General features: G+C 47.6%; 17 protein-coding genes and 2 tRNA genes. 2 read left to right on the forward strand and 17 right to left on the reverse strand.

Annotated elements, in window-relative coordinates:
• Window positions 1-81 precede the first annotated feature (81 nt).
• From PVA46_RS07240 to guaB, 16 genes are all read right to left on the reverse strand, one after another.
• The gene (locus PVA46_RS07240; protein WP_167696069.1) at window positions 82-642 is read right to left on the reverse strand and encodes a hypothetical protein; all 561 of its coding nucleotides are present in this window, start codon (window positions 640-642) and stop codon (window positions 82-84) included.
• Window positions 639-2762, reverse strand: coding sequence for an ABC transporter permease (locus PVA46_RS07245; protein ID WP_167696070.1), 2124 nt, complete (start codon window positions 2760-2762; stop codon window positions 639-641). The genes PVA46_RS07240 and PVA46_RS07245 overlap by 4 nt, the downstream gene beginning before the upstream one ends.
• Window positions 2755-3474 (reverse strand): ATP-binding cassette domain-containing protein, encoded by a 720-nt coding sequence (locus PVA46_RS07250; protein WP_167696071.1) that lies wholly within the window; start codon window positions 3472-3474, stop codon window positions 2755-2757. Before PVA46_RS07250 ends, PVA46_RS07245 begins: the two co-directional genes overlap by 8 nt.
• The gene (locus PVA46_RS07255; RefSeq protein ID WP_167696072.1) at window positions 3464-4660 is read right to left on the reverse strand and encodes a glycosyltransferase; all 1197 of its coding nucleotides are present in this window, start codon (window positions 4658-4660) and stop codon (window positions 3464-3466) included. Before PVA46_RS07255 ends, PVA46_RS07250 begins: the two co-directional genes overlap by 11 nt.
• A 105-nt stretch (window positions 4661-4765) precedes the next feature.
• A complete protein-coding gene (rpoC, locus tag PVA46_RS07260; protein ID WP_167696073.1) occupies window positions 4766-9091 on the reverse strand; it encodes a DNA-directed RNA polymerase subunit beta' in 4326 nt (1441 codons plus the stop codon).
• A gap of 40 nt (window positions 9092-9131) precedes the next feature.
• Entirely contained in the window at window positions 9132-12638 is a 3507-nt protein-coding gene (gene rpoB / locus PVA46_RS07265; RefSeq protein ID WP_167696074.1) for a DNA-directed RNA polymerase subunit beta, read from the reverse strand.
• 124 nt (window positions 12639-12762) lie between these two features.
• A complete protein-coding gene (rplL, locus tag PVA46_RS07270) occupies window positions 12763-13128 on the reverse strand; it encodes a 50S ribosomal protein L7/L12 (protein WP_167696075.1) in 366 nt (121 codons plus the stop codon).
• 75 nt (window positions 13129-13203) lie between these two features.
• Window positions 13204-13701 (reverse strand): 50S ribosomal protein L10, encoded by a 498-nt coding sequence (rplJ, locus tag PVA46_RS07275; protein WP_167696076.1) that lies wholly within the window; start codon window positions 13699-13701, stop codon window positions 13204-13206.
• A gap of 3 nt (window positions 13702-13704) precedes the next feature.
• On the reverse strand, window positions 13705-14400 hold the full coding sequence (gene rplA, locus PVA46_RS07280) for a 50S ribosomal protein L1 (RefSeq protein ID WP_167696077.1): 696 nt from the start codon (window positions 14398-14400) through the stop codon (window positions 13705-13707).
• A 1-nt stretch (window position 14401) separates the two neighbouring features.
• Window positions 14402-14833 carry a 50S ribosomal protein L11 gene (gene rplK, locus PVA46_RS07285; protein WP_167696078.1) on the reverse strand — a complete coding sequence of 144 codons (432 nt, stop codon included), beginning with the start codon at window positions 14831-14833 and terminating at the stop codon, window positions 14402-14404.
• A gap of 68 nt (window positions 14834-14901) precedes the next feature.
• Window positions 14902-15462 carry a transcription termination/antitermination protein NusG gene (gene nusG, locus PVA46_RS07290; RefSeq protein ID WP_167696079.1) on the reverse strand — a complete coding sequence of 187 codons (561 nt, stop codon included), beginning with the start codon at window positions 15460-15462 and terminating at the stop codon, window positions 14902-14904.
• 46 nt (window positions 15463-15508) lie between these two features.
• Window positions 15509-15757, reverse strand: a complete 249-nt coding sequence (secE, locus tag PVA46_RS07295) for a preprotein translocase subunit SecE (RefSeq protein ID WP_167696080.1) — start codon at window positions 15755-15757, stop codon at window positions 15509-15511.
• Between the two features lie 28 nt (window positions 15758-15785).
• Window positions 15786-15857 (reverse strand) — tRNA-Trp (locus PVA46_RS07300).
• A 16-nt stretch (window positions 15858-15873) separates the two neighbouring features.
• Window positions 15874-16050: a 50S ribosomal protein L33 gene (gene rpmG / locus PVA46_RS07305; RefSeq protein ID WP_167696081.1), complete on the reverse strand. Its 177-nt coding sequence runs from the start codon at window positions 16048-16050 to the stop codon at window positions 15874-15876.
• A 46-nt stretch (window positions 16051-16096) separates the two neighbouring features.
• Window positions 16097-16169: transfer RNA gene (locus tag PVA46_RS07310), tRNA-Thr, on the reverse strand.
• 90 nt (window positions 16170-16259) lie between these two features.
• On the reverse strand, window positions 16260-17699 hold the full coding sequence (gene guaB, locus PVA46_RS07315; protein ID WP_167696082.1) for an IMP dehydrogenase: 1440 nt from the start codon (window positions 17697-17699) through the stop codon (window positions 16260-16262).
• A gap of 160 nt (window positions 17700-17859) precedes the next feature.
• Between guaB and PVA46_RS07320 the strand changes: the two genes are divergently transcribed.
• A complete protein-coding gene (locus PVA46_RS07320; protein WP_167696083.1) occupies window positions 17860-18621 on the forward strand; it encodes a DUF6675 family protein in 762 nt (253 codons plus the stop codon).
• 285 nt (window positions 18622-18906) lie between these two features.
• Complete coding sequence (locus PVA46_RS07325) at window positions 18907-19542, forward strand: hypothetical protein (RefSeq protein WP_167696084.1); 636 nt, start codon at window positions 18907-18909, stop codon at window positions 19540-19542.
• Window positions 19543-19556: 14 nt separating this feature from the next.
• On the opposite strand, the gene PVA46_RS07330 is transcribed toward PVA46_RS07325, so the two are convergent.
• On the reverse strand, window positions 19557-19691 hold the full coding sequence (locus tag PVA46_RS07330) for a hypothetical protein (protein ID WP_274360283.1): 135 nt from the start codon (window positions 19689-19691) through the stop codon (window positions 19557-19559).
• Window positions 19692-19695: the final 4 nt, after the last annotated feature.

The following is a 19695-nucleotide window of genomic DNA, read 5'->3' on the forward strand; positions in this document are numbered from 1 at the left end:
TACTCAATATCTTTCATTATAACATATAATAAGCAAATAGTCTATCCTCTTCACGGTAGCTTCGACACAGTGATATACTTTTTAGCCAAAGAGACGCTCATTAGCGCCCAAGGTTGCATCGATAACCTGCCCCAGTGCACCCATACGTTCGTAAAGTCCTAAAAAGGAGGCGCGATAGACATGTTCGTTATGGAGCAAATAGACATCATACCCATTCACCGCCAACGCACCCAACGTGAAACGATAGGGCTCTGGATGCTCTTTAAGCCATAGCTCCACGCTATAGCGCTCTTGCACACCCAAGCCATAACGCTGTAGGCTCTGATTACTGCTATTCTCCACCAAATAGGCATACTTAGCGCTCTGTAAGCTCGATATCAAGCTCATAACCAACGGGCTATCCACCCCATAAGCGCGCACGGCATCGAGATTGGAAGAGAAGATCCAACGTTGAGGATCATCAAGATCTGGCACCAGCGTGAGGACGATTTGCCCGCGCTCGATCACCAGCTTCTCCACGTCTACCACCTGGAAACCCTGCAAGCGTACCCGTTCGGGTAAGCGACTACTGTTCCATTGATAGGCAATATAAACGCCCACGCCTACCACCACGAGATAAAATATCACAGCTAATTGTCTCATCCTCGCCTCCTTCGTACTCGTCTTGCTAACATCCACCAGAACACATTTCCCATCACCCAACCAAATCCCAAAACCAAAAGAGCTCCATAATATCGCTCACGCATCTCTCTACCGGCGAAGGGGCGCTTCATCGTAGAGGTAGGCAACAAGCGTAATTGCGCATCTAATAACGCCTCATCACCCACGATATATCGCGCCAACGCCTTGGCCTGCTCCAAATTATGCACGGTTCCGGCATCTTCCATCATGTTGCTAAGCCACGTGGTACTGCCCACCACCACCAGTGTACCCATCTTATTATCCCTTTGTTCGATACTCGCTAGCCAACGCACATCAGCATCGCCTCGCCAGTCGCCACTCCAGAGTTGAAAAATGTTAAACTCAAGCTCACCCACCTGCTCCTTAACCAGTGCCGAACTGACCACCAAGGGTTCCCAACGATCGCTATGTGGCGTAAGGGCAACACTCATCAAAGGGGCAATACCCGTCAACCCATCTACCAACGGCGATCTCAGGCGTGATCGGCGACCACTCAACCAAAGCGGATAATTCGCCAGCCCCGCTCCGCTCTCCAAGAGATAGCCATCAGGATCAAGCAGTAAATTACGTCCCACACTCAATCCCTTATCCCCTAAATAGCGATGCAAAGGCGATGGCGATAGACGCTCAATCGGATAGCCAGGATGTGTGCTGAGGCGCACGCCCATAGTATTAATCCAGAGGCCCTTACCCTTAGCACGTTCGGCATCTAAAATGGCTAAATCCTCGGTGGTTAAATCGTTGCCACCCAAAACCAAATATCCATCCACTTCCAAGTGCGCCAACCACCTACGATTTTCGGCAGTCAACCACTCAATATCAAATTCTCGTGCCAACATGGTGGAAAGTAGGGAAAAATCTTCTGCGTGTTGATCCTGATCAAGGATAAGCAAAAGACGTTTGGGGGTCTGTCGTGTCAACCGACGCACCGCAATCGTCATCGCCTCGTCCAGCAAGCGCCCGTCACGTAGTTTAGGTTCACGTACCACCAAATCACGATAGTGCATCAACAATCCAGCATACTGATCCGCGCCCCCCAACTCGGCAACTGCACGAAAGCCCATGCGCGCACCCTCAGGAGATTGAATCGAAAGCTTCTCTACATGCAGATGTTTATTCACCCGTTGATACGCATAAAGACGACGCATCAACCAGCGCTCCTGCCCCAACCACGCCAAAGCATCAGTGCGTACGCGTTGCACAATTAAGGGATCTTTCAAGCGCTTTGCCTCTTGCCTAAATGCCGGCGAGGGCTGATGCATCTGTCGTTGGGTGATGTCTCGCTCGATCGGCAAAAAAAGCAAAAAACTCCCCACAATCAAGACACCCAGCGCCTTAAACCCATCCTTACGCGATACCTCCCAACAATAATTGGCGATAGACTCCACGCGATAAATCAGCGTTAGCCACCAGATGCCCAGCACCATCGACCAAAAGATCGCATCAGCCAGAGAGAATATCCCCAACCGCAAATTACGCACCCGATAGCCATACGAAAAAAATTCTACACCCATCGCCAAGGCAGGGAGTCGATCCCACAAAAACGCCGAGAGTAATCCACCACCCACAAAGAAGAGTTGCATCAGATAGATCGTGATAAGCGCCAGCCAGCTAGAACGAATCCAACTACCTATCGCAAAACTGACCAAAAGTGTCCAACTGGTCGCAAGCAAAAGCTCTAAGATACCACCCACAACTAAGCCGATATCGAAAAAGTACCAATAGCTACCCACCATAAAAATGAGCATCCAGAGCAAAAGCGTAGAGATATGTAACCCCAGCCACGCCACCAAGCGCGCCACAAGCCAATATCGTGGACGTATCGGCAAACCAAGCCATACGCTATCCACGCCATAACGCCCAATCTGTACCTCCGAAATCACAAAGAGCGGCAAGACCCAGAGCGTCAAACCACTGACAATAGTGCCAAAAACTAAAGGAGCGCTTGCCAAGTGAATCGGAAATTGATAGAGTAAAAGATAGATGCTTAAGGCTAATCCTAGTAACAAAAATTGCCACCAAAAAGAGTGCCTGCGTCTAAGCAATCGCGTCATCTCTAGCCCTAGCAATCCTTTAAACATCGGCCAACATCTCCTGCTGTAATTGTGCGAAGATCTCCTTGCTAGGCAGATGATACTCCACGCGACGCTCTTTTACCCAAAGCAGATAATCCGCAAGCTTGCAATCTTGCACTAAATCATGCCCGCTCATCACCACCGCTTGCTTAGCACCTAGACCTTGCAAAAGTGCTCGCATTTTACGCGCTTGCTCGCCGTCAAGACCCGTTAATGGCTCATCCAAAAAGAGAAATTGAGGCTCCCCTAAGAGTACCCCCGCCACACCTAAGCGCTTCTTCTCCCCAAAGGATAACTCCTTAATTGGCTTATCTTTTAGGGGGGATAAGCGCACCTGTTTTATTACATGTTGAACATTCGTAGTTGCTTTGGCTTTATCAAAATGGTGATAAACCAAGGCCAATTGCTCCAGATGGTGCGCCACCGTCAACGAGGCATCACCCACCCATAAATCAGGCAGTAAACGCACCAGATCACGCAAGGCAACATCGATTTGAAACGATCGCAGACCAACCTCGTCCCGATAAACTAATTGCCCATCACTTGGTGCCAAGCGCCCGGCAAGCAAGTGTAACAAGAGGCTCTTGCCCGCGCCATTCTTACCCACCACCAAGCCTAATCCTTGATGAGGAATCGAAAGGGCATCGATACGCAAAAGCTCCTGCTCCCCACGCCGATAAGCCAATTTATCCGCGACAAGCGCACCTTTATTGATCATAAATGAGTGGCCCTTTGTGAAAAACCTCCGGCCTCCCCATCGCCACCGCCTGCTCGTAGAGGGCGAGGGTCTTCTGGGCATTACCTTGCGCAGTAAAATCCTTGGCGAGCGCCAAGCTCCCTTCGCGATAACGTGCGTAGATTGCCTCATCGCGCAGTAACGAAATAATCGCTTCGCCCACCGCCTCATCGGTTGCATGTTGAGAGCCATTCACTCCATCCACCACCAAGCCAATATACGCTGAATCTTGCCGACTAATAATCGGTAACCCCGAAAGCAACGCCTCAATCAAGGTCATCGGTTGCACCTCGCTCAAGCTAATGGTAACATACAGGTGCGCAATTGCATAGTAATTAACCATCTGCGCATGCTCCACGCGTCCTGCAAAGATCATCCGCTTGGTTAAATTTAGGCTAATCGCCTCGGCTTTAAGCGACTCCGCGTCCACTCCATCGCCAATAAAGATCGCCACCACATCATCTTGCTCCTGCATAACGTTTGTCAAGAGTGCAAAGAGTTCTCTTGCGCGCTTTTCTGGAGCAATGCGTCCCACAAAGAGAATCACCTTCTGCTCTGGGAGAATCCCAAAATCGGATAATATCTTCTGCTGTATTTCTTTATTTGTTTGAGAAAAAAAAAGCGACGCATCCACCCCGTTGTTGATACGCACCCCTTTAATTTGAATATGCGTTAAAAAATCCTGCGCCTTCTGACTAGGAGCAATAATCGCCGTAACCTTACGCAAAAAAAAGTGATAGGCAAACGCAATATTTCGCTCGGTAAGTAAGCGCCCACGAAAGAGATAGTGCTTATAGTCCGCCCACATGGTATGCACCGTGTGGATATGCGGAATCTTCATTGCCTTAGCACAATAACGCCCCGTCATCCCTTGCGGAAGCTCGGTGTGCGTATGAATAATCTCAACCTTATCCTTTTTAAGTTGATGCAAAATACGCATACGATTCGGTAACGCCCAAAGATTCTCCTCAGCACCAAGCTTAGGCACCATCACTGCTCGACTGCGCACCACTTGCTCTTCTAATTCGTTTGTGTCATTGGGAATATGGATTGTGTAGACAAAAACCTCATGCCCCATTTTTACCAATTCATGCTTCAACTGGTTAACGGCTACCGCCACTCCATTCTTTTGCGGTAAGTATGTATCCGTAAATAAAGCAATCCTCATGTACCAACCATCCTTCGCCAAAAGAGTTCTCTACTATTCATAATAAACGAAAAAGAGCTCTTGAGCAAGAGAAAATCGCTCAAGAACTCCTTTCCTATCTACATGCTACTCATCGTCTAGATCAATTTCGCTCATGCCAAAGTCGCCACCATTTTCGTAGGTGTAAACCTCGTCAAGCTCGGCGCTCTCCACTTCGACCTCATCTTCGGCAAGCTCTTCGTTCATACGTTGACGCGCCAACTCTTGCTCCAGACGACGATTCTCTTTCGTCTCTTGCACCAAGTCATCCAAGTCAGTATACTCCTGATTCGAGAGCTTCATCTTGCGATAGCGCTTCATCCCCGTTCCAGCAGGGATAAGGTGTCCAATGATGACATTCTCCTTGAGACCCTTAAGATTATCCACCTCGCCGGCAATGGCAGCGTTGGTAAGTACCCGCGTTGTCTCTTGGAAGGAGGCCGCCGAGATAAAGCTACCAATATTCAAGCTTGCACGTGTAACACCCAACAAGAGTGGACGCGCAATCGCCACCTCTCCACCATCGGCATGCACCCGCGCATTCTCATGGTGAAAGTCGTACTTATCCACCTGCTGGCCATAGATAAAGCCCGTGTCGCCAATCTGAACAATCTCCATCTTACGCATCATCTGACGGATGACAATACCCACGTGCTTATCATGAATCTGCACACCCTGCATGCGATAGACCGCCTGTACCTCACGCAACAAAAATTGCTGAAGCGCTTGTTCGCCCAAAATCTGCAAGATATCATGCGGATCGGTCGCGCCATCACACAGTGGCTCCCCCGCCTCTACCATATCACCTTCACGCACGAGTAAGTAGCGACTCATCGGCACTTGGTGCTTAAATTCTTTGCCAAAGGGATCTTCCACCACAATGGTACGCTTGCCCTTGGTTACGCCTCTAAAGTGCACCTTACCCGAGATCAAACTCAAGACAGCGGCATTGCGCGGACGACGCGCCTCAAAGAGCTCGCTAACCCGAGGCAGACCGCTGGTAATGTCCATCGACTTCTGACTCTCTTTAAGCATACGCGCCAGACGCGTTCCCGCCTCCACAAATGCACCATCTTGTGTCTCATTCGCAAGATAGGCGTGTCCCGGTAAGTAGTAGACACCCAAAACATCGCCATGATCGCTCAAAATCTCGATGCGAGGCTGCGCAGACTCATTGGAGAGATCGGTGATTTTACGCTCGGTAGCACCGGTATCTTCATTGGTCTCTTCGCGCAACGTACGCCCCAACTCAATCTCCACAAAGCGCATATATCCGCTTTGCTCGGCAATAATGGGGTCAGAGAAGGCGTCAAAGCTTGCCAAAGCCTCACCGGCAGGGATCATCTGCCCCACCTTTACCACCACTTCTGATCCGTTACGGATGGTGATATTCTGCTCATTGGCCATCAAATAGATATGCTTACCATGATAGTCAATATACCCCAGCGCCGAGGCATGGATCTTCTTACCACCAGCCTTCACCATAAGCACCTCGTCTTTAACCACCCGACGAGGAAAATCTCCCACGAGCTTATCGTCTTTAGCGATTTGTTCGCTCTGCAATACCTGACGCAATGTCAACGATCCACGTCGCGTGAAGAGGAGCTTAGAACCCTCAAGCTCAATGTAATTACCCTGAATCTTCTCGATATAGACATCGTACTTAAAGCTTACCTTATTATCTTCACTCGCCGTGCTCGCCGCACCGCCGGTATAGAAAGTACGCATGGTTAGCTGGGTACCCGGTTCACCAATCGACTGGGCAGCGATCGTACCGACGGCTTCGCCCACGTTGACCAAGTGCCCACGCGCAAGATCGCGTCCATAACACTTCTGACAGACCCCATACTTCGACTCACACGCTAAGACCGAACGCACCTTAACCGAATCAAAGCCAAGATCCTCAATCACCAGAGCGCCCTCTTCGGTAATCTCCTCACCAATATCTATCAAGACATCGCCTGTAACTGGATGCGCCAAACGCTCCAAAGAGAAGCGCCCCGCCAGACGGCTAGAGAGCGATTCAATAACCTCTTCTCCATCCTTAACCGCAGCCAAGACCAAGCCATTGATCGTACCACAATCCTCTTCGTTGATCACCACGTCTTGGGCAATGTCCACCAAACGACGGGTCAAATATCCAGCTTCGGCCGTCTTGAGCGCCGTATCCGAGAGACCTTTTCGCGCACCGTTACTCGAAATAAAGTACTCGATAACCGAGAGACCCTCTTTAAAGTTAGAACGAATCGGCAACTCAATAATATGTCCATTGGGTTTGTTCATCAAACCACGCATCGCCGCCAACTGACGAATCTGGTTACGCGATCCACGCGCACCTGAGTCTGCCATCATATAGACGCTATTAAATCCACCCTTAGCAACCTCCAGCTTCTTCATCATCAAATCCGTAAGCTGATCGTTAGCATTCGACCACGTCTGAATCGCGCGTTGGTAGCGCTCTTCATCGGTAATATGGCCCTTCTTATACTGTTCAGAGATACGCACAATCTCTTTGTTGGCGGCCTCCACCATGCTCTTCTTCTCTTCTGGCACAAGAATATCATTCATCGAGATAGAGGCACCAAAGAAGGTTGCATAACGATATCCCGTATTCTTAATGGCATCTAACATCTGCACCGCGGTATACGAACCATGTTCGGCATAGACTTGCGCAATCAAACGACGCACCTGCTTATCGCCCAGTGTCTCGTTGACAAAGGGCACTTCATCGGGCATATTTTGGTTAAAAATCATGCGCCCTGGGGTCGTCTTGACCCACTCATTATTCAGGCGAACAAAGCAGAGCTGATGATAATCCAATACCCCACGCTCGGCAGCCATTAAGACCTCATCCTCACCCGAGAAGTAGCGGAGCTTTTCGCCCTCTTTCTCAAGGTAGTTCTTGGTAAGGTAATAGATACCCAAAATCATATCCTGACGTGGGTAGACCACCGGTTGACCATTTGATGGGTTGAGCAAGTTGTTCGTCGACATCATCAACGTCCAACACTCAATCTGTGCCGCCTGCGTCAATGGCACGTGCACCGCCATCTGATCACCATCAAAGTCGGCATTAAACGCGGTACAAACCAGCGGATGCAGACGAATCGCCTTGCCTTCTACCAGCACTGGCTCAAACGCCTGCATACCCAAACGGTGCAGGGTCGGCGCGCGGTTTAAGAGGACAGGATGCTCTTTAACTACTTCGTCCAAGACATTCCAAACCTCAGGCGCTTCTTGCTCCACCAAAATTTTTGCTTTTTTAATATTGCTTACAAAATCTCTGTCGATAAGCTTTTTCATAATAAAAGGCTTAAAGAGCTCCATCGCCATCTTATTAGGCAAACCACACTGATGAAGCTTGAGGTTTGGCCCAACCACGATAACCGAACGCCCCGAGTAGTCAACACGCTTACCCAACAAGTTCTGGCGGAAACGACCACTCTTACCCTTGAGCATATCACTTAACGATTTAAGCTGACGGTTGCCCGACCCCTTCACCGCCTTCTTCTTTTTACCATTATCAAAGAGTGCATCAACCGCCTCTTGAAGCATACGCTTTTCGTTACGGATAATAATATCAGGGGCCTTTAGCGTAATCAAACGCTTGAGGCGGTTGTTTCGGTTAATCACACGGCGATAGAGATCATTTAAGTCAGAGGTGGCAAAACGCCCACCATCAAGCTGTACCATCGGACGTAGTTCTGGTGGCAAGACCGGCACAACATCAAGGATCATCCACTCCGGTCGGTTGCCCGAATCGCGAAAGTCTTCTACCAGCTCCAAGCGCTTTAAAAGGCGCTTATCACTCTTAGCTCCCTTCTCGATCATCTCGGCACGCAAAGATGAGGCTAACTCATACAGATCAATCTGCTCCAAAAGGGTGCGAATCACCTCCGCACCAATACCCGCGGTAAAGCTCAAGCCAAAGCGCTCTTTGGCGCTGGAGTACTCCTCTTCGGTGAGCAATTGCATCTTTTTAAGATCCGTATCGCCCGCGTCCACCACAATATACTTCTCAAAGTAGAGCACCGAACGTAATGCCGACATCGAGAGATCTAAGAGTAATCCCATACGGCTAGGCACACTACGATAGTACCAAATGTGGCTCACCGGCGAGGCAAGTTCAATATGTCCAATACGCTCACGGCGCACCTTAAAATGCGTAACCTCAACCCCACAACGATCGCAGACCACACCCTTATAGCGTATCGATTTAAACTTACCACAAAAGCACTCCCACTCCTTCGTAGTACCAAAGATACGCTCACAAAAGAGCCCCTCTTTTTCTGGCTTTAGCGTGCGGTAATTAATCGTCTCTGGCTTCTTTACCTCGCCATAGCTCCATGCCTTAATCTGATCAGGACTTGCCAAACTAATACGAATACTATCAAACTCTGCCATCTCTTTCATACTCTATCCACCCCTCTTGCTTCTTTATGCCGGTGCCATCTTACTTATTAAATGCACCACTCTCCCCGCGCTTGCTCAACAGCTCTTCATCGCGTTCGGTAAGCGGTACAGGGTTTCCACGTGCGTCCGAGAGAGAGAGATTGAGCGCCAATCCCCTAAGCTCTTGCACCATAACATTAAAGGCCTCTGGAATACCCGCTGGATTAGTCGGTTCACCTTTAACAATTGCCTCATAAATCTTCGCACGGCCATTCATATCGTCAGACTTAACGGTAAGTAACTCTTGCAAGGTATTGGCCGCGCCATAAGCCTCCAGCGCCCAAACCTCCATCTCACCCAAACGTTGACCTCCAAATTGTGCCTTACCACCCAACGGTTGCTGGGTAACCAAGCTGTACGGACCTGTCGATCGCGCATGCATCTTGTCGTCTACCAAGTGGTGCAACTTCAAGTAGTACATGTATCCCACAAAGACAGGATTACGCAGTGGCTCACCGGTTAAACCATCATAAAGCGTCATCGTACAACCTTGATCGATGCCAAGTTTCGCCAGCTCTTCGTCGATAAAGTCGTTGCTCGGCGATTGGAAAACCGGTGTCGCATAATGCTCGCCACGCTTGGCAGCCACCATGCCTAGTGCTGTCTCCATGATCTGTCCAATATTCATACGGCTAGGCACGCCCAACGGATTTAAACAGATATCTAACGGCGTACCATCGGCCATGTATGGCATATCCGACTCAGGAACAATGCGCGCGACAACACCCTTGTTTCCGTGACGACCCGCCATCTTATCACCCACACGCAACTTGCGCTTGGTAGCGATAAGCACCTTAACCACCTCTTCTACTCCCGGATCCAACTCATCACCTGCCGAGCGCTTTAGGCGCTGAACATCGACAACCGTACCCTCCACACCATGAGGAAGCTTCAAACTAGAGTCGCGTACCTCCTTGGCCTTCTCGCCAAAGATCGAGTTGAGTAACTTAAATTCAGGAGTAGTATCGGCGTCATTTTTAGGCGTAACTTTTCCCACCAAAATCGATCCCGATTGCACCAACGCACCCACCCGCACAATACCCTCTTCGCTCAACTGGGCTAAGGCACGCTCGTTGGTATTGGGGATATCCTTAGTGATCTTCTCAGGCCCAAGCTTTGTCTCCCGAACTTCGGTGATAAATTCGCTAATATGCACCGACGTATAGTGATCTTCTTTGATCACCCGTTGGCTAATTAAAACCGCATCCTCATAGTTATAGCCCATCCAAGGCACAAAACCCACCAAAAGGTTTCGACCCAAGGCAAGCTCACCATTCTGGATTGCAGGCCCATCCACCAAAATATCACCCTTGGCAACCTTATCGCCCTTTCTGGCTAACATAGTTTGATTGAAACAGGTATCTTGGTTGGTACGTTGAAACTTAGTTAAGGGGTACTCATCGATAATGGAAGGATCCTCATCACGACGTACCTTAACCACCACGCTCGAAGAGTAAATCACCTCACCTGCATGCTTGGCCTTGAGCAATACACCCGAATCATAGGCAGCCTTCATCTCCATACCCGTACCCACCAGTGGCGCCTCGGGGAAGAGAAGCGGAACAGCCTGACGTTGCATGTTACAACCCATCAGCGCGCGGTTCGCATCATCGTGCTCCAAAAATGGAATCAACGAGGCGGCCGTGGAGATAATCTGTTTGGGCGAAACATCCATATAAGAGATCTCAGGAGCCGAACTAGTCGTGTAGTCGCCCGCCTTGCGCACAGCAACTTGCTCTTCTAAAAATCGTCCTTGTTCGTCGATAGGAGCACCGGCCTGCGCAATAAGATATCGCTCTTCGTCAATCGCCGAGAGATACTCCACCTCTTTGGTAACCTTACCCTTCACCACCTTTCGATAAGGACTCTCCAAAAAGCCATACTCATTAACACGCGCATAATTTGCCAAACTCATAATCAAACCGATGTTTGGACCTTCAGGCGTCTCAATAGGACACATGCGCCCATAATGCGTATAATGAACGTCGCGCACCTCAAAACCAGCCCGATCGCGGGTAAGACCACCGGGTCCTAAAGCGTTAAGACGACGCTTATGGGTCAACTCTCCTAAAGGGTTACACTGATCCATAAACTGCGAGAGCTGACTCGAGCCAAAAAATTCCTTAATCGCCGAGACAATGGGCTTAATGCTGATAATATCCTGTGGCTTAAGCGACTCCACCTCTTTAATGCTCATGCGCTCTTTAACATTGCGCTCCATACGGCTAAAGGCGCTCTTCATCGCGTTGGTAAGCAACTCACCCACACTACGCACGCGTCGATTCCCCAAGTGGTCGATATCGTCAATCTGCTCGGCATCGGTGTATACCTTCATCAGATAGCGCATGGTCGCAGCGATATCCTCTTTGGTCAAAACCGTATTCTCGTGATCAGGATTTTCATAACCAAACTTTTTATTAATCTTATAGCGTCCGACCGAACCTAAATCGTAGCGTCGGCTACTAAAGAACGTCGAGTGTAAATCCTTCTCGGCATTCTCCACCGTCATCGGCTCTCCTGGCATCAAGACATCATACACCGCCGTAAGCGCATCCTCCTTATTAGGTGCATCATCCTTATCGCCATAATCACGACTATCTTCCCACTCAAAACACTTCAAAATAATGTCGCTATTCACACTGCCAGGGACAATAAAGTCAATCAGCTCAACGCTCTTGACTCCCGCATGCAACATCGCATCCAGTTCGTGTAGATAGATACGATCACCTGCGCGAAAGAGACGGCGCTGGGTGCCATCTTCATTAAGGACAAAGACCGGCTTTGCTAAGTAGCGCCCTAGTAAAGTGTTTTTCAGATCGACATCATCAACGAGATCCATCTCTTCGGTTTTGTAAAAAAGATTAAGAATCTCTTCACGACTCTCAAAGCCAAGTGCGCGTAAAAAGAGCGTACCGAGGATACGTTTTTTACGATCTATTTTGGTAAATATTAAATTTTTCTTAGGATCAACTTCAAACTCCAACCAACTTCCACGGTAAGGAATAATTCGGCTGGAAAAAATACCCTTCTCATAACTAAAAATAACACCTGGTGAGCGGTGAATCTGTGAGACAACAACACGCTCGGCACCATTAATGATAAAAGTCCCGCGATCGGTCATGAGAGGAACATCGCCCATGTAGATATCTTTTTGGCGGATTTCACCAGTGTTCTGAAAGACCAAGTTAATCTTTGCTTTTAATGGCGCCTCATAAGAGACCCCCTTCTGCTTACACTCAACCTCTGAAAATTTGATTGCATTAAGATCAATAGTATAACCGTGATACTCCAAAATGAATTCACCATTAGGACTCTCAATAGGAAAGGTAGACTCAAAGACATCCTGCAAACCCTGTCGCTTAAGCGGTTTATTCTGCGAGAGAGCCTCTAGCTGTAAAAAACGCTCGTAGCTTGCAAATTGAATATCGATTAAATTAGGGAATTGTACGACTTCTTCATACTGTTCCCCCACAACTTTCCTTTCTTGGTCTCTTTTTCGAACAAACATTTAGGTTCTCCCCCACCAGATAACTCGTTTAAATCTAATCATTTAGCACAAAACGACGCTAGACAAAAGAAAATCCTCTGCCATACGTCGTATTGTGTGCTAATAGATAGGCGACATACGTCTTCTATTCAATGCTTACAGTTGCTCCAGCAGCCTTAAGTTCTTCTGCAATCTTATTAGCCTGATCTTTGCTCACGGCCTCTTTAATGGTTGCGCCACCTTGCTCGACCATGGCTTTTGCTTCGCCAAGACCCAAGCCAGTAACCGACTTAACAGCCTTAATGACAGCAACCTTAGCAGAAGCTTCAAAATCCTTAAGAACGACGTTGAATTCAGTCTTCTCTTCTTCAGCAGCGGCAGCAGGACCTGCAGCCATCATTACAGGAGCAGCAGCACTTACTCCAAATTTCTCTTCAATGGCCTTTACTAAAGCCGATAGCTCCAAAGCAGTCATCTTTTCTACTGCGCTCAAAATCTCTTCCGTTGACATATTATCTTCTCCTATAATATATATTATTTTTTGGCAACTAGCAAGTTAACGGTTAAACGAAGACTAAATTGCCTTTTAAGCCTCTTTTTGATCAGCAACCGCTTGCAAAGCACGGGCAAATTGTGCCACAGGCTCGTTAAGCGTGCGCGCCAACATCGCAATAAGGTCGATACGAGTAGGTAGCTGACTGTAACTGATAACTGCATTAGCATCATACTCCTCGCCACCCACATAACCACCCTTCACCACCAAAGCCTTGTTCTCCTTGGCAAACGTGGTAAGCGCCTTAGCGGCAGGACCAGACTCCTCACCATGGGTAAACATGATAGCACTGGTGCCGACAAAGTACTTATCTAAGTCAGACTTACCAAGCTCTCTAAAGGCCGCCCGCACCATGCTATTCTTTACAACAGCATACGTTGCATCATGAGTGCGAAGCTCTTTACGAAGCGTGGTTAATTGCTTTACCGTCAAACCTTGATACTCGGTAAAAAAGAGATCCTTTGCTCCACCGATCTCTTGAACCAACTTCTTTGCCGCTTCAATTTTTTTGGGTTGAATCTTTCTTTCCATACCTTAAGCGCTCCTTGTTGCAGTGATTACCGCATTTTCCAACTTGATTGCTGGTCCCATCGTACTCGCAAGATAGACCGAGCGAATGAACTCGCCCTTAAGATCTGTAGGACGCTTCTGAATAAGCTCCGAAAAGAAAACCATCAAGTTCTCCTGTACGTGCTCCAAAGGCATGCTCAACTTACCTACTGCTAAATGAACTACGCCCGTCTTATCGGCTCTAAATTCAATACGTCCCTTCTTAAGTTCAGCAACAGTGGCGGTAATATCGTTGGTAACCGTCTTGGTTCTAGGGTTGGGCATTAAACCACGACGACCCAAGGCAGGACCTAACTTACCCACATCTTTCATCATGTCGGGAGTAGCAATACAGACGTCAAAGTCTGTCCAACCATCTTTAACCTTCTGAATCAAATCATCATCACCCACATAAGCGGCACCAGCTGCTCTTGCCTCATCTGCCTTCTCGCCTTTGGCAAAGACCAAAATCTTCTTTTCGGCGGTAAACTGATGAGGTAAAACAAACGTATCACGAATCGAATGACTCTTTTTGATGTTCAACGCCACCGAAACTTCTACTGTCTCGTCAAATTTTGCAAATGCAATCTTTTTAATCAACTCTAACGCAGCCATTGGCTCGTAAATTTTATCTGCTTCGATGGCTTTTTTAGCCTCTAAATACTTCTTGCCTCGTCTCATCCTAGCCCTCCACCGTCACGCCCATACTGCGCGCCGTTCCAGCGATAATCTTTACACCACCATCAAGATCGATAGCGTTAAGATCGGGTGCCTTCAACTTGGCAATCTCTTCGATTTGCGCCTTAGTAATCTTACCGACCTTCTCGATATGAGACTTTGCCGATCCCTTATCCAACCCGATCGCTTTTTTAATTAAAACTGCTGCGGGGGGAGTTTTGAGGATAAACGTGAAGGTACGATCGGCAAAAATCGTAATTTCACAAGGGATAATTAAACCCTTCTCCATCTTACTGGTGCGATCATTGAATTGCTTGACAAACTCAGGTGCCGAGACACCGTGAGGACCTAGCGCAGGACCTACTGGTGGGGCAGGAGTTGCCGATCCAGCAGGACACTGAAGCTTAACAATTGCTGTAACTTTTTTCTTTGCCACTTACATTTCCTCCATGGTAATATCGCTACGTGTTTTATTTAGGACGTAGCTCCCATTTTCTTTTGTTCCTATAAATTACTTACACGCTCTACCTGATAATACTCAATATCCAGTGGCGTGTTTCGGTCGAAGATGACGACAGAGACGCGGAGCATGCCCTTTTCGTGATGCACCTCTTCAATCATCGCATTAAATCCCTCAAAAGGACCGCTAATAATGCGAACTTTCTCGCCAATGGCGTACTCTTGTTTAAGATGGGTGCTCTTTTCTACTTTAATTTCACCGGTTTTTTGAAGAATCTCTTTAGCCTCTTCGGCACTAATCGGTTGAGGCTTGATATTGCCCGATTGTCCGACAAAGCCCATAACGCCATTGATTTTGGAAAGATTGGAAAGAGTGCTCTTCCAGCCACGTTCTGGTAAATCCATCTCCAAAAGGAGGTAGCCAGGTAAAAAGGTGCGACTGACCATGCGTTTTTTGCCATTTACCACCTCTTCCACCTCTTCGGTAGGCACGCGAACATCGCTAACTGCATCAAGATCGCCATGTTGCATCATCATACGAACGAGCTTTTCTACTTTATTTTCATGTCCAGAAAAGACACTCAACACATACCAAGCTTTTGCCACTCTCTATCTCCTAAGGCTTACTTTATCGCAAATCTTGTCAAAATATTTAAAAAAGCAGACCCATTGTTCGTACTAGTAGAAGATCGAATAAGCCAAACATCACAGCAAAAATTGCCACTGACCCTAAAACGATATACGCTTGGGCGATAGCTTTTTCTCGGGTAGGAAAGGTAACCCGATTTAACTCGCGCCACGATCCTTTAGAGAAATTAATGATGGCTTTGTAATTAACTGCGACCGTCAAGGCGACTAAAACAGCAAGAATGATTCCTAAAACGGTTAGAATGATACTCATTTTATCCCTTACTCCAATTTTAAAAAAACAGGCCAGGAAGGATTCGAACCCTCGTAAGACGGTTTTGGAGACCGTTGCCTAACCTCTAGGCTACTGACCTATATAACAACATAAAACTACTTAATCTTCGTCTCTTTGTGGTCTACATGTTTGCGACAAAACTTGCAAAATTTAGAAAACTCTAGCTTTCCTTGCGTGTTGCGACGATTTTTTTGGGTGGTATAATTCTTATTTTTGCACTCGCCACATTGTAGTGCGATTAATTCTACGGCACCTTTCTTTGCTTTAGCCATCTTCATTCTCCCTTCAAAACCAAATACCTACTCTGGCAAAAACCAAAGCCCTTGTGCGGAATCGAACCGCAGACCTCATCCCTACCAAGGATGCGCTCTACCAACTGAGCTACAAGGGCAAGTGGGGATAACATTGTTATCCTTGTAATTTACATTACAACTACTTTAACGGCATTATACCCATTTCGCTAAATTTGATCAAGGCCTTTTTACGAATAATTTGGAGATTCTTTGGTAACACTCACGTTATGCACGTGTGATTCTACTAAACCGCCTTGGGTTATCTTTACGAATTGCTTATAGTTACGTAAACTTTCTAAATCTTTACAGCCGGTGTAGCCCATGCCTTTTTTGAGTCCGCTTACCAAGACATGCAGATAATTTACTGCCTCGCCTTTGTAGGGAACACGCCCTTCTACGCCTTCGGGGACGGGCTTCTCTTCCTTACGCATTTGGTAGCGATCGCCACTACCACTAGCGATGGCGCCCATGCTTCCCATCCCTCGATACTGCTTAAAAATACGTCCTTCAAAGATAATTTCATCCCCAGGCGCCTCTTTGAGTCCGGCCAACATATTGCCCAACATCACACAGCTGGCCCCCGCACCAATCGCCTTGGCAATGTCGCCAGAATACTTGATACCGCCATCGGCAATACAAGGAACATCATGCGCTTGCGCCACTTCGGCACACTCCACCACCGCCGAAAATTGGGGATAGCCCACCCCACTCACCACGCGCGTTGTACAAATCGAGCCAGGCCCGACGCCCACTTTAATCGCATCTGCACCCGCATCGATCAAGAGCTTTGCCGTGGGTGCCGTCGCCACATTACCCGCAATCACCGGCATTTGCGGATACGCCTCTCGCAATGCCCTAAGCGCCTCTAACACCGACTTCGCCGCGCCATGCGCCGTATCAAAGACGACAAAATCACACTTCGCCTCCAATAACATCGGTACGCGCACCTGCCAATCGCTAGGACTAATCGCCGCCCCCACCAACAAACGCCCATCACTATCCACCGCTGCATCAGGATTCTCCTCGCGCTTTTGTAAATCTTTAAAAGTGATAAGCCCCAACAATGTGCCATCCTTATCAACCACCGGCAACTTCTCAATCCGATGCTTACCAAACATCTCATAAGCGCGTTCGGGGGTGATCTCCACAGGTACGGTGATCACATCCTTGGTCATAAACGTAGAGACCTTCTGCTCATCATTATTGACAAAACGCAAATCTCGTCCCGTAATGATGCCAAGAAGCTTGCCCGCATCGTCCACCACGGGAAGCCCACGCACATCGTGCTTCTTCATGGTGCGTTTAACATCCTTCATTGTTGCATCGGCCGTGATGGTGAAAGGTGCGTGGATAACCCAATTAAGATAGCGCTTTACATGCACCACCTGCTTCGCTTGATCTTTAGGCGAAAGGTTTCGGTGAATCACGCCCACGCCACCGCGCAAGGCCATCGCGATCGCCATCTGCTCTTCGGTTACGGTATCCATCGCCGCCGAGATGATCGGGATATTGATATACAAATCACGCACCAAGCGTACACGTGTCTGCGCCTCGTCTGGCAACACCTCCGACGCTGCAGGCACCAACAATACATCATCATAGCTATACTTTTCTGTAATCGTAAACATCCCGATTCTCCTCCCAGTTCATCCCTAAAATTTTCCTAAAATTATATCCGATATTTGCATCAATAACAACCAATTTTACAAAAAATTTATCACTATTGATCTTTTTAAGGGCTTCTCGTACAATGATACGCAATATTCATGCAATAAAGGAGCATATTTTATGAAAAAAAAGATTTCCCTTGTCCTTCTGCTTAGCTTATTTATTCTTCAACATAGTTTTGCGCAGATGATGCTTAGCGATATCATCACTGCCGATCAACAACAAGAACTGCTAACCAACGCCAAGATTACAAATACCGGAAAATCGCTTAGTGATATTATCTTAATGCCTAAAAACACCGCACTCCAAGCCAATCTGCAGTCGGAAATAAATAAGGTAAAAATGAAGAGCGTTGCCGAATCACTCTACCTTCTGCCCAACAAAAAGGGCGCAAATCAACTTTCGCTCTACCACAATCTGCTCAACATCGCCAGCCTTAAAGGGCTACAATTCTACTCCCGTGGCGACAAAAAGATGAAAGAGTTGATCTACGAAACCTACTTGGTCGACTCCTTTGCCAGCAAAAATAAGATCGATGCCCCACGCCCTAGCGCTATCCCCGCGCGCTGGCAAGGCGTGATGATGCAAGACGACGAGACCTTTGGCGCCAAATATTACGACGTGATTGTCTATGCCAATGAAAACGAGATCCTGATGACTACACAAAATATCGAAAAGCTGACGCAAGGGATTGTAACCACCGCCAAGCCCAAAGAGATGCTTATCGTTGTCTATCTTATGCAAACCGATGCAGGACTGCTTATCTATCAACTGGTGGTAACGGCGCAAGGGATTCCGGGGTTTGTGCAGGCAAAGGCATACGAGAGCCTCTTTAACCGCCAAGAGGCGTATAAAAATTGGATAGAACGCATCTATCCATAAATAGCTAGGGCGCTCAAAAGAGCGCCCGTTGTTTATTGATTTACCAATAAGGTTGTCATGCATGGCGAAAAACTTGGTAAATTCATTGACACTTCCAATGTAATTCATGGGTATCTCCTGGATAAAAAAAGAGTCTGCCTTGCTAAAGAAGGCCACGCCCTAAGCATAGCAGATGCCACCATCCAACAATGGTGATTGTAGCGCCAAAGAGAGATTTGATTGACAACATGATGGTTTATGTAGTATAATAAAGAAAATAATTTCTTTAAAAAAGGATTTTTCTTAATGAAACGATTTGTATTGATGCTAGCCCTAGTAGCGCTAGCCACTAGCCCCCTTGCCGCCCAGTGGAATCCAAACCGAAGTGTTTTTAAAAATTGGACGGAGATAGAGTATCGTGCCAATGATCCCATCTATGGCAAGAGCATCTGGCGCTCTTGGTATGACGGATACTCTCAATATCGCTATCCGGCGCTACAACAAGATAGATATAGAGTTAGAGCTTATCTCTATGCCATAGAGAACGCCGAGGGCGTCCACTACCTCTTGCGCTACCATACCAGCCACTACGAGATTAGAGACAACCTATCCTCGGTTAACCTCATGCTTGTTCTTGATGACACTACCTATCGATTACCTGCACGCGTCGAGAAGACGGTGGATCATAACGGTCGCCTCCTCTCTTTCGACTTTTACGCAACCCTTAGCGAGGAGACTATGCAGAAGATTGTCGGCGTAACAAAGTACTTTGGGGTCTATCCTGAGATTAACGGTGTTCGCCTAAACAATAATCATCATGCGATCACTTATAGAACAAAAAAAGCCATAAGTAGTTTGCACAATGATCTGCGAAATATTATGGAGCCTCGGGATAAAAAGGTCAAGAAGAAAAACATTACGGGTACGCCGTTTACTTTTTAGTTGTTTTTGGGTGGCTACACTTCGTAGCCACTATCTAGCCCAAAGCTCACACTGCGCATCAGCTTATTCTCGGCCTTGTGTATGGCGCTCTCTATCACGCGCTCTAGGTCGTCTATGCCGTACACGTTACCATAAATATTGATACTCACCCCT

It is taken from the genome of Entomospira culicis (assembly GCF_028748145.1).
GTDB classification, from domain to species: Bacteria; Spirochaetota; Spirochaetia; order WRBN01; family WRBN01; genus Entomospira; species Entomospira culicis.

What these genes read in the sequence shown, in the direction of transcription:
- PVA46_RS07240 (WP_167696069.1), bottom strand. Translation starts at nt 642, where the DNA reads ATGAGACAATTAGCTGTGATATTTTATCTCGTGGTGGTAGGCGTGGGC.
- PVA46_RS07245 (WP_167696070.1), bottom strand. Translation starts at nt 2,762, where the DNA reads ATGTTTAAAGGATTGCTAGGGCTAGAGATGACGCGATTGCTTAGACGC.
- PVA46_RS07250 (WP_167696071.1), bottom strand. Translation starts at nt 3,474, where the DNA reads ATGATCAATAAAGGTGCGCTTGTCGCGGATAAATTGGCTTATCGGCGT.
- PVA46_RS07255 (WP_167696072.1), bottom strand. Translation starts at nt 4,660, where the DNA reads ATGAGGATTGCTTTATTTACGGATACATACTTACCGCAAAAGAATGGA.
- rpoC (WP_167696073.1), bottom strand. Translation starts at nt 9,091, where the DNA reads ATGAAAGAGATGGCAGAGTTTGATAGTATTCGTATTAGTTTGGCAAGT.
- rpoB (WP_167696074.1), bottom strand. Translation starts at nt 12,638, where the DNA reads ATGTTTGTTCGAAAAAGAGACCAAGAAAGGAAAGTTGTGGGGGAACAG.
- rplL (WP_167696075.1), bottom strand. Translation starts at nt 13,128, where the DNA reads ATGTCAACGGAAGAGATTTTGAGCGCAGTAGAAAAGATGACTGCTTTG.
- rplJ (WP_167696076.1), bottom strand. Translation starts at nt 13,701, where the DNA reads ATGGAAAGAAAGATTCAACCCAAAAAAATTGAAGCGGCAAAGAAGTTG.
- rplA (WP_167696077.1), bottom strand. Translation starts at nt 14,400, where the DNA reads ATGAGACGAGGCAAGAAGTATTTAGAGGCTAAAAAAGCCATCGAAGCA.
- secE (WP_167696080.1), bottom strand. Translation starts at nt 15,757, where the DNA reads ATGAGTATCATTCTAACCGTTTTAGGAATCATTCTTGCTGTTTTAGTC.
- rpmG (WP_167696081.1), bottom strand. Translation starts at nt 16,050, where the DNA reads ATGGCTAAAGCAAAGAAAGGTGCCGTAGAATTAATCGCACTACAATGT.
- guaB (WP_167696082.1), bottom strand. Translation starts at nt 17,699, where the DNA reads ATGTTTACGATTACAGAAAAGTATAGCTATGATGATGTATTGTTGGTG.
- PVA46_RS07320 (WP_167696083.1), top strand. Translation starts at nt 17,860, where the DNA reads ATGAAAAAAAAGATTTCCCTTGTCCTTCTGCTTAGCTTATTTATTCTT.
- PVA46_RS07325 (WP_167696084.1), top strand. Translation starts at nt 18,907, where the DNA reads ATGAAACGATTTGTATTGATGCTAGCCCTAGTAGCGCTAGCCACTAGC.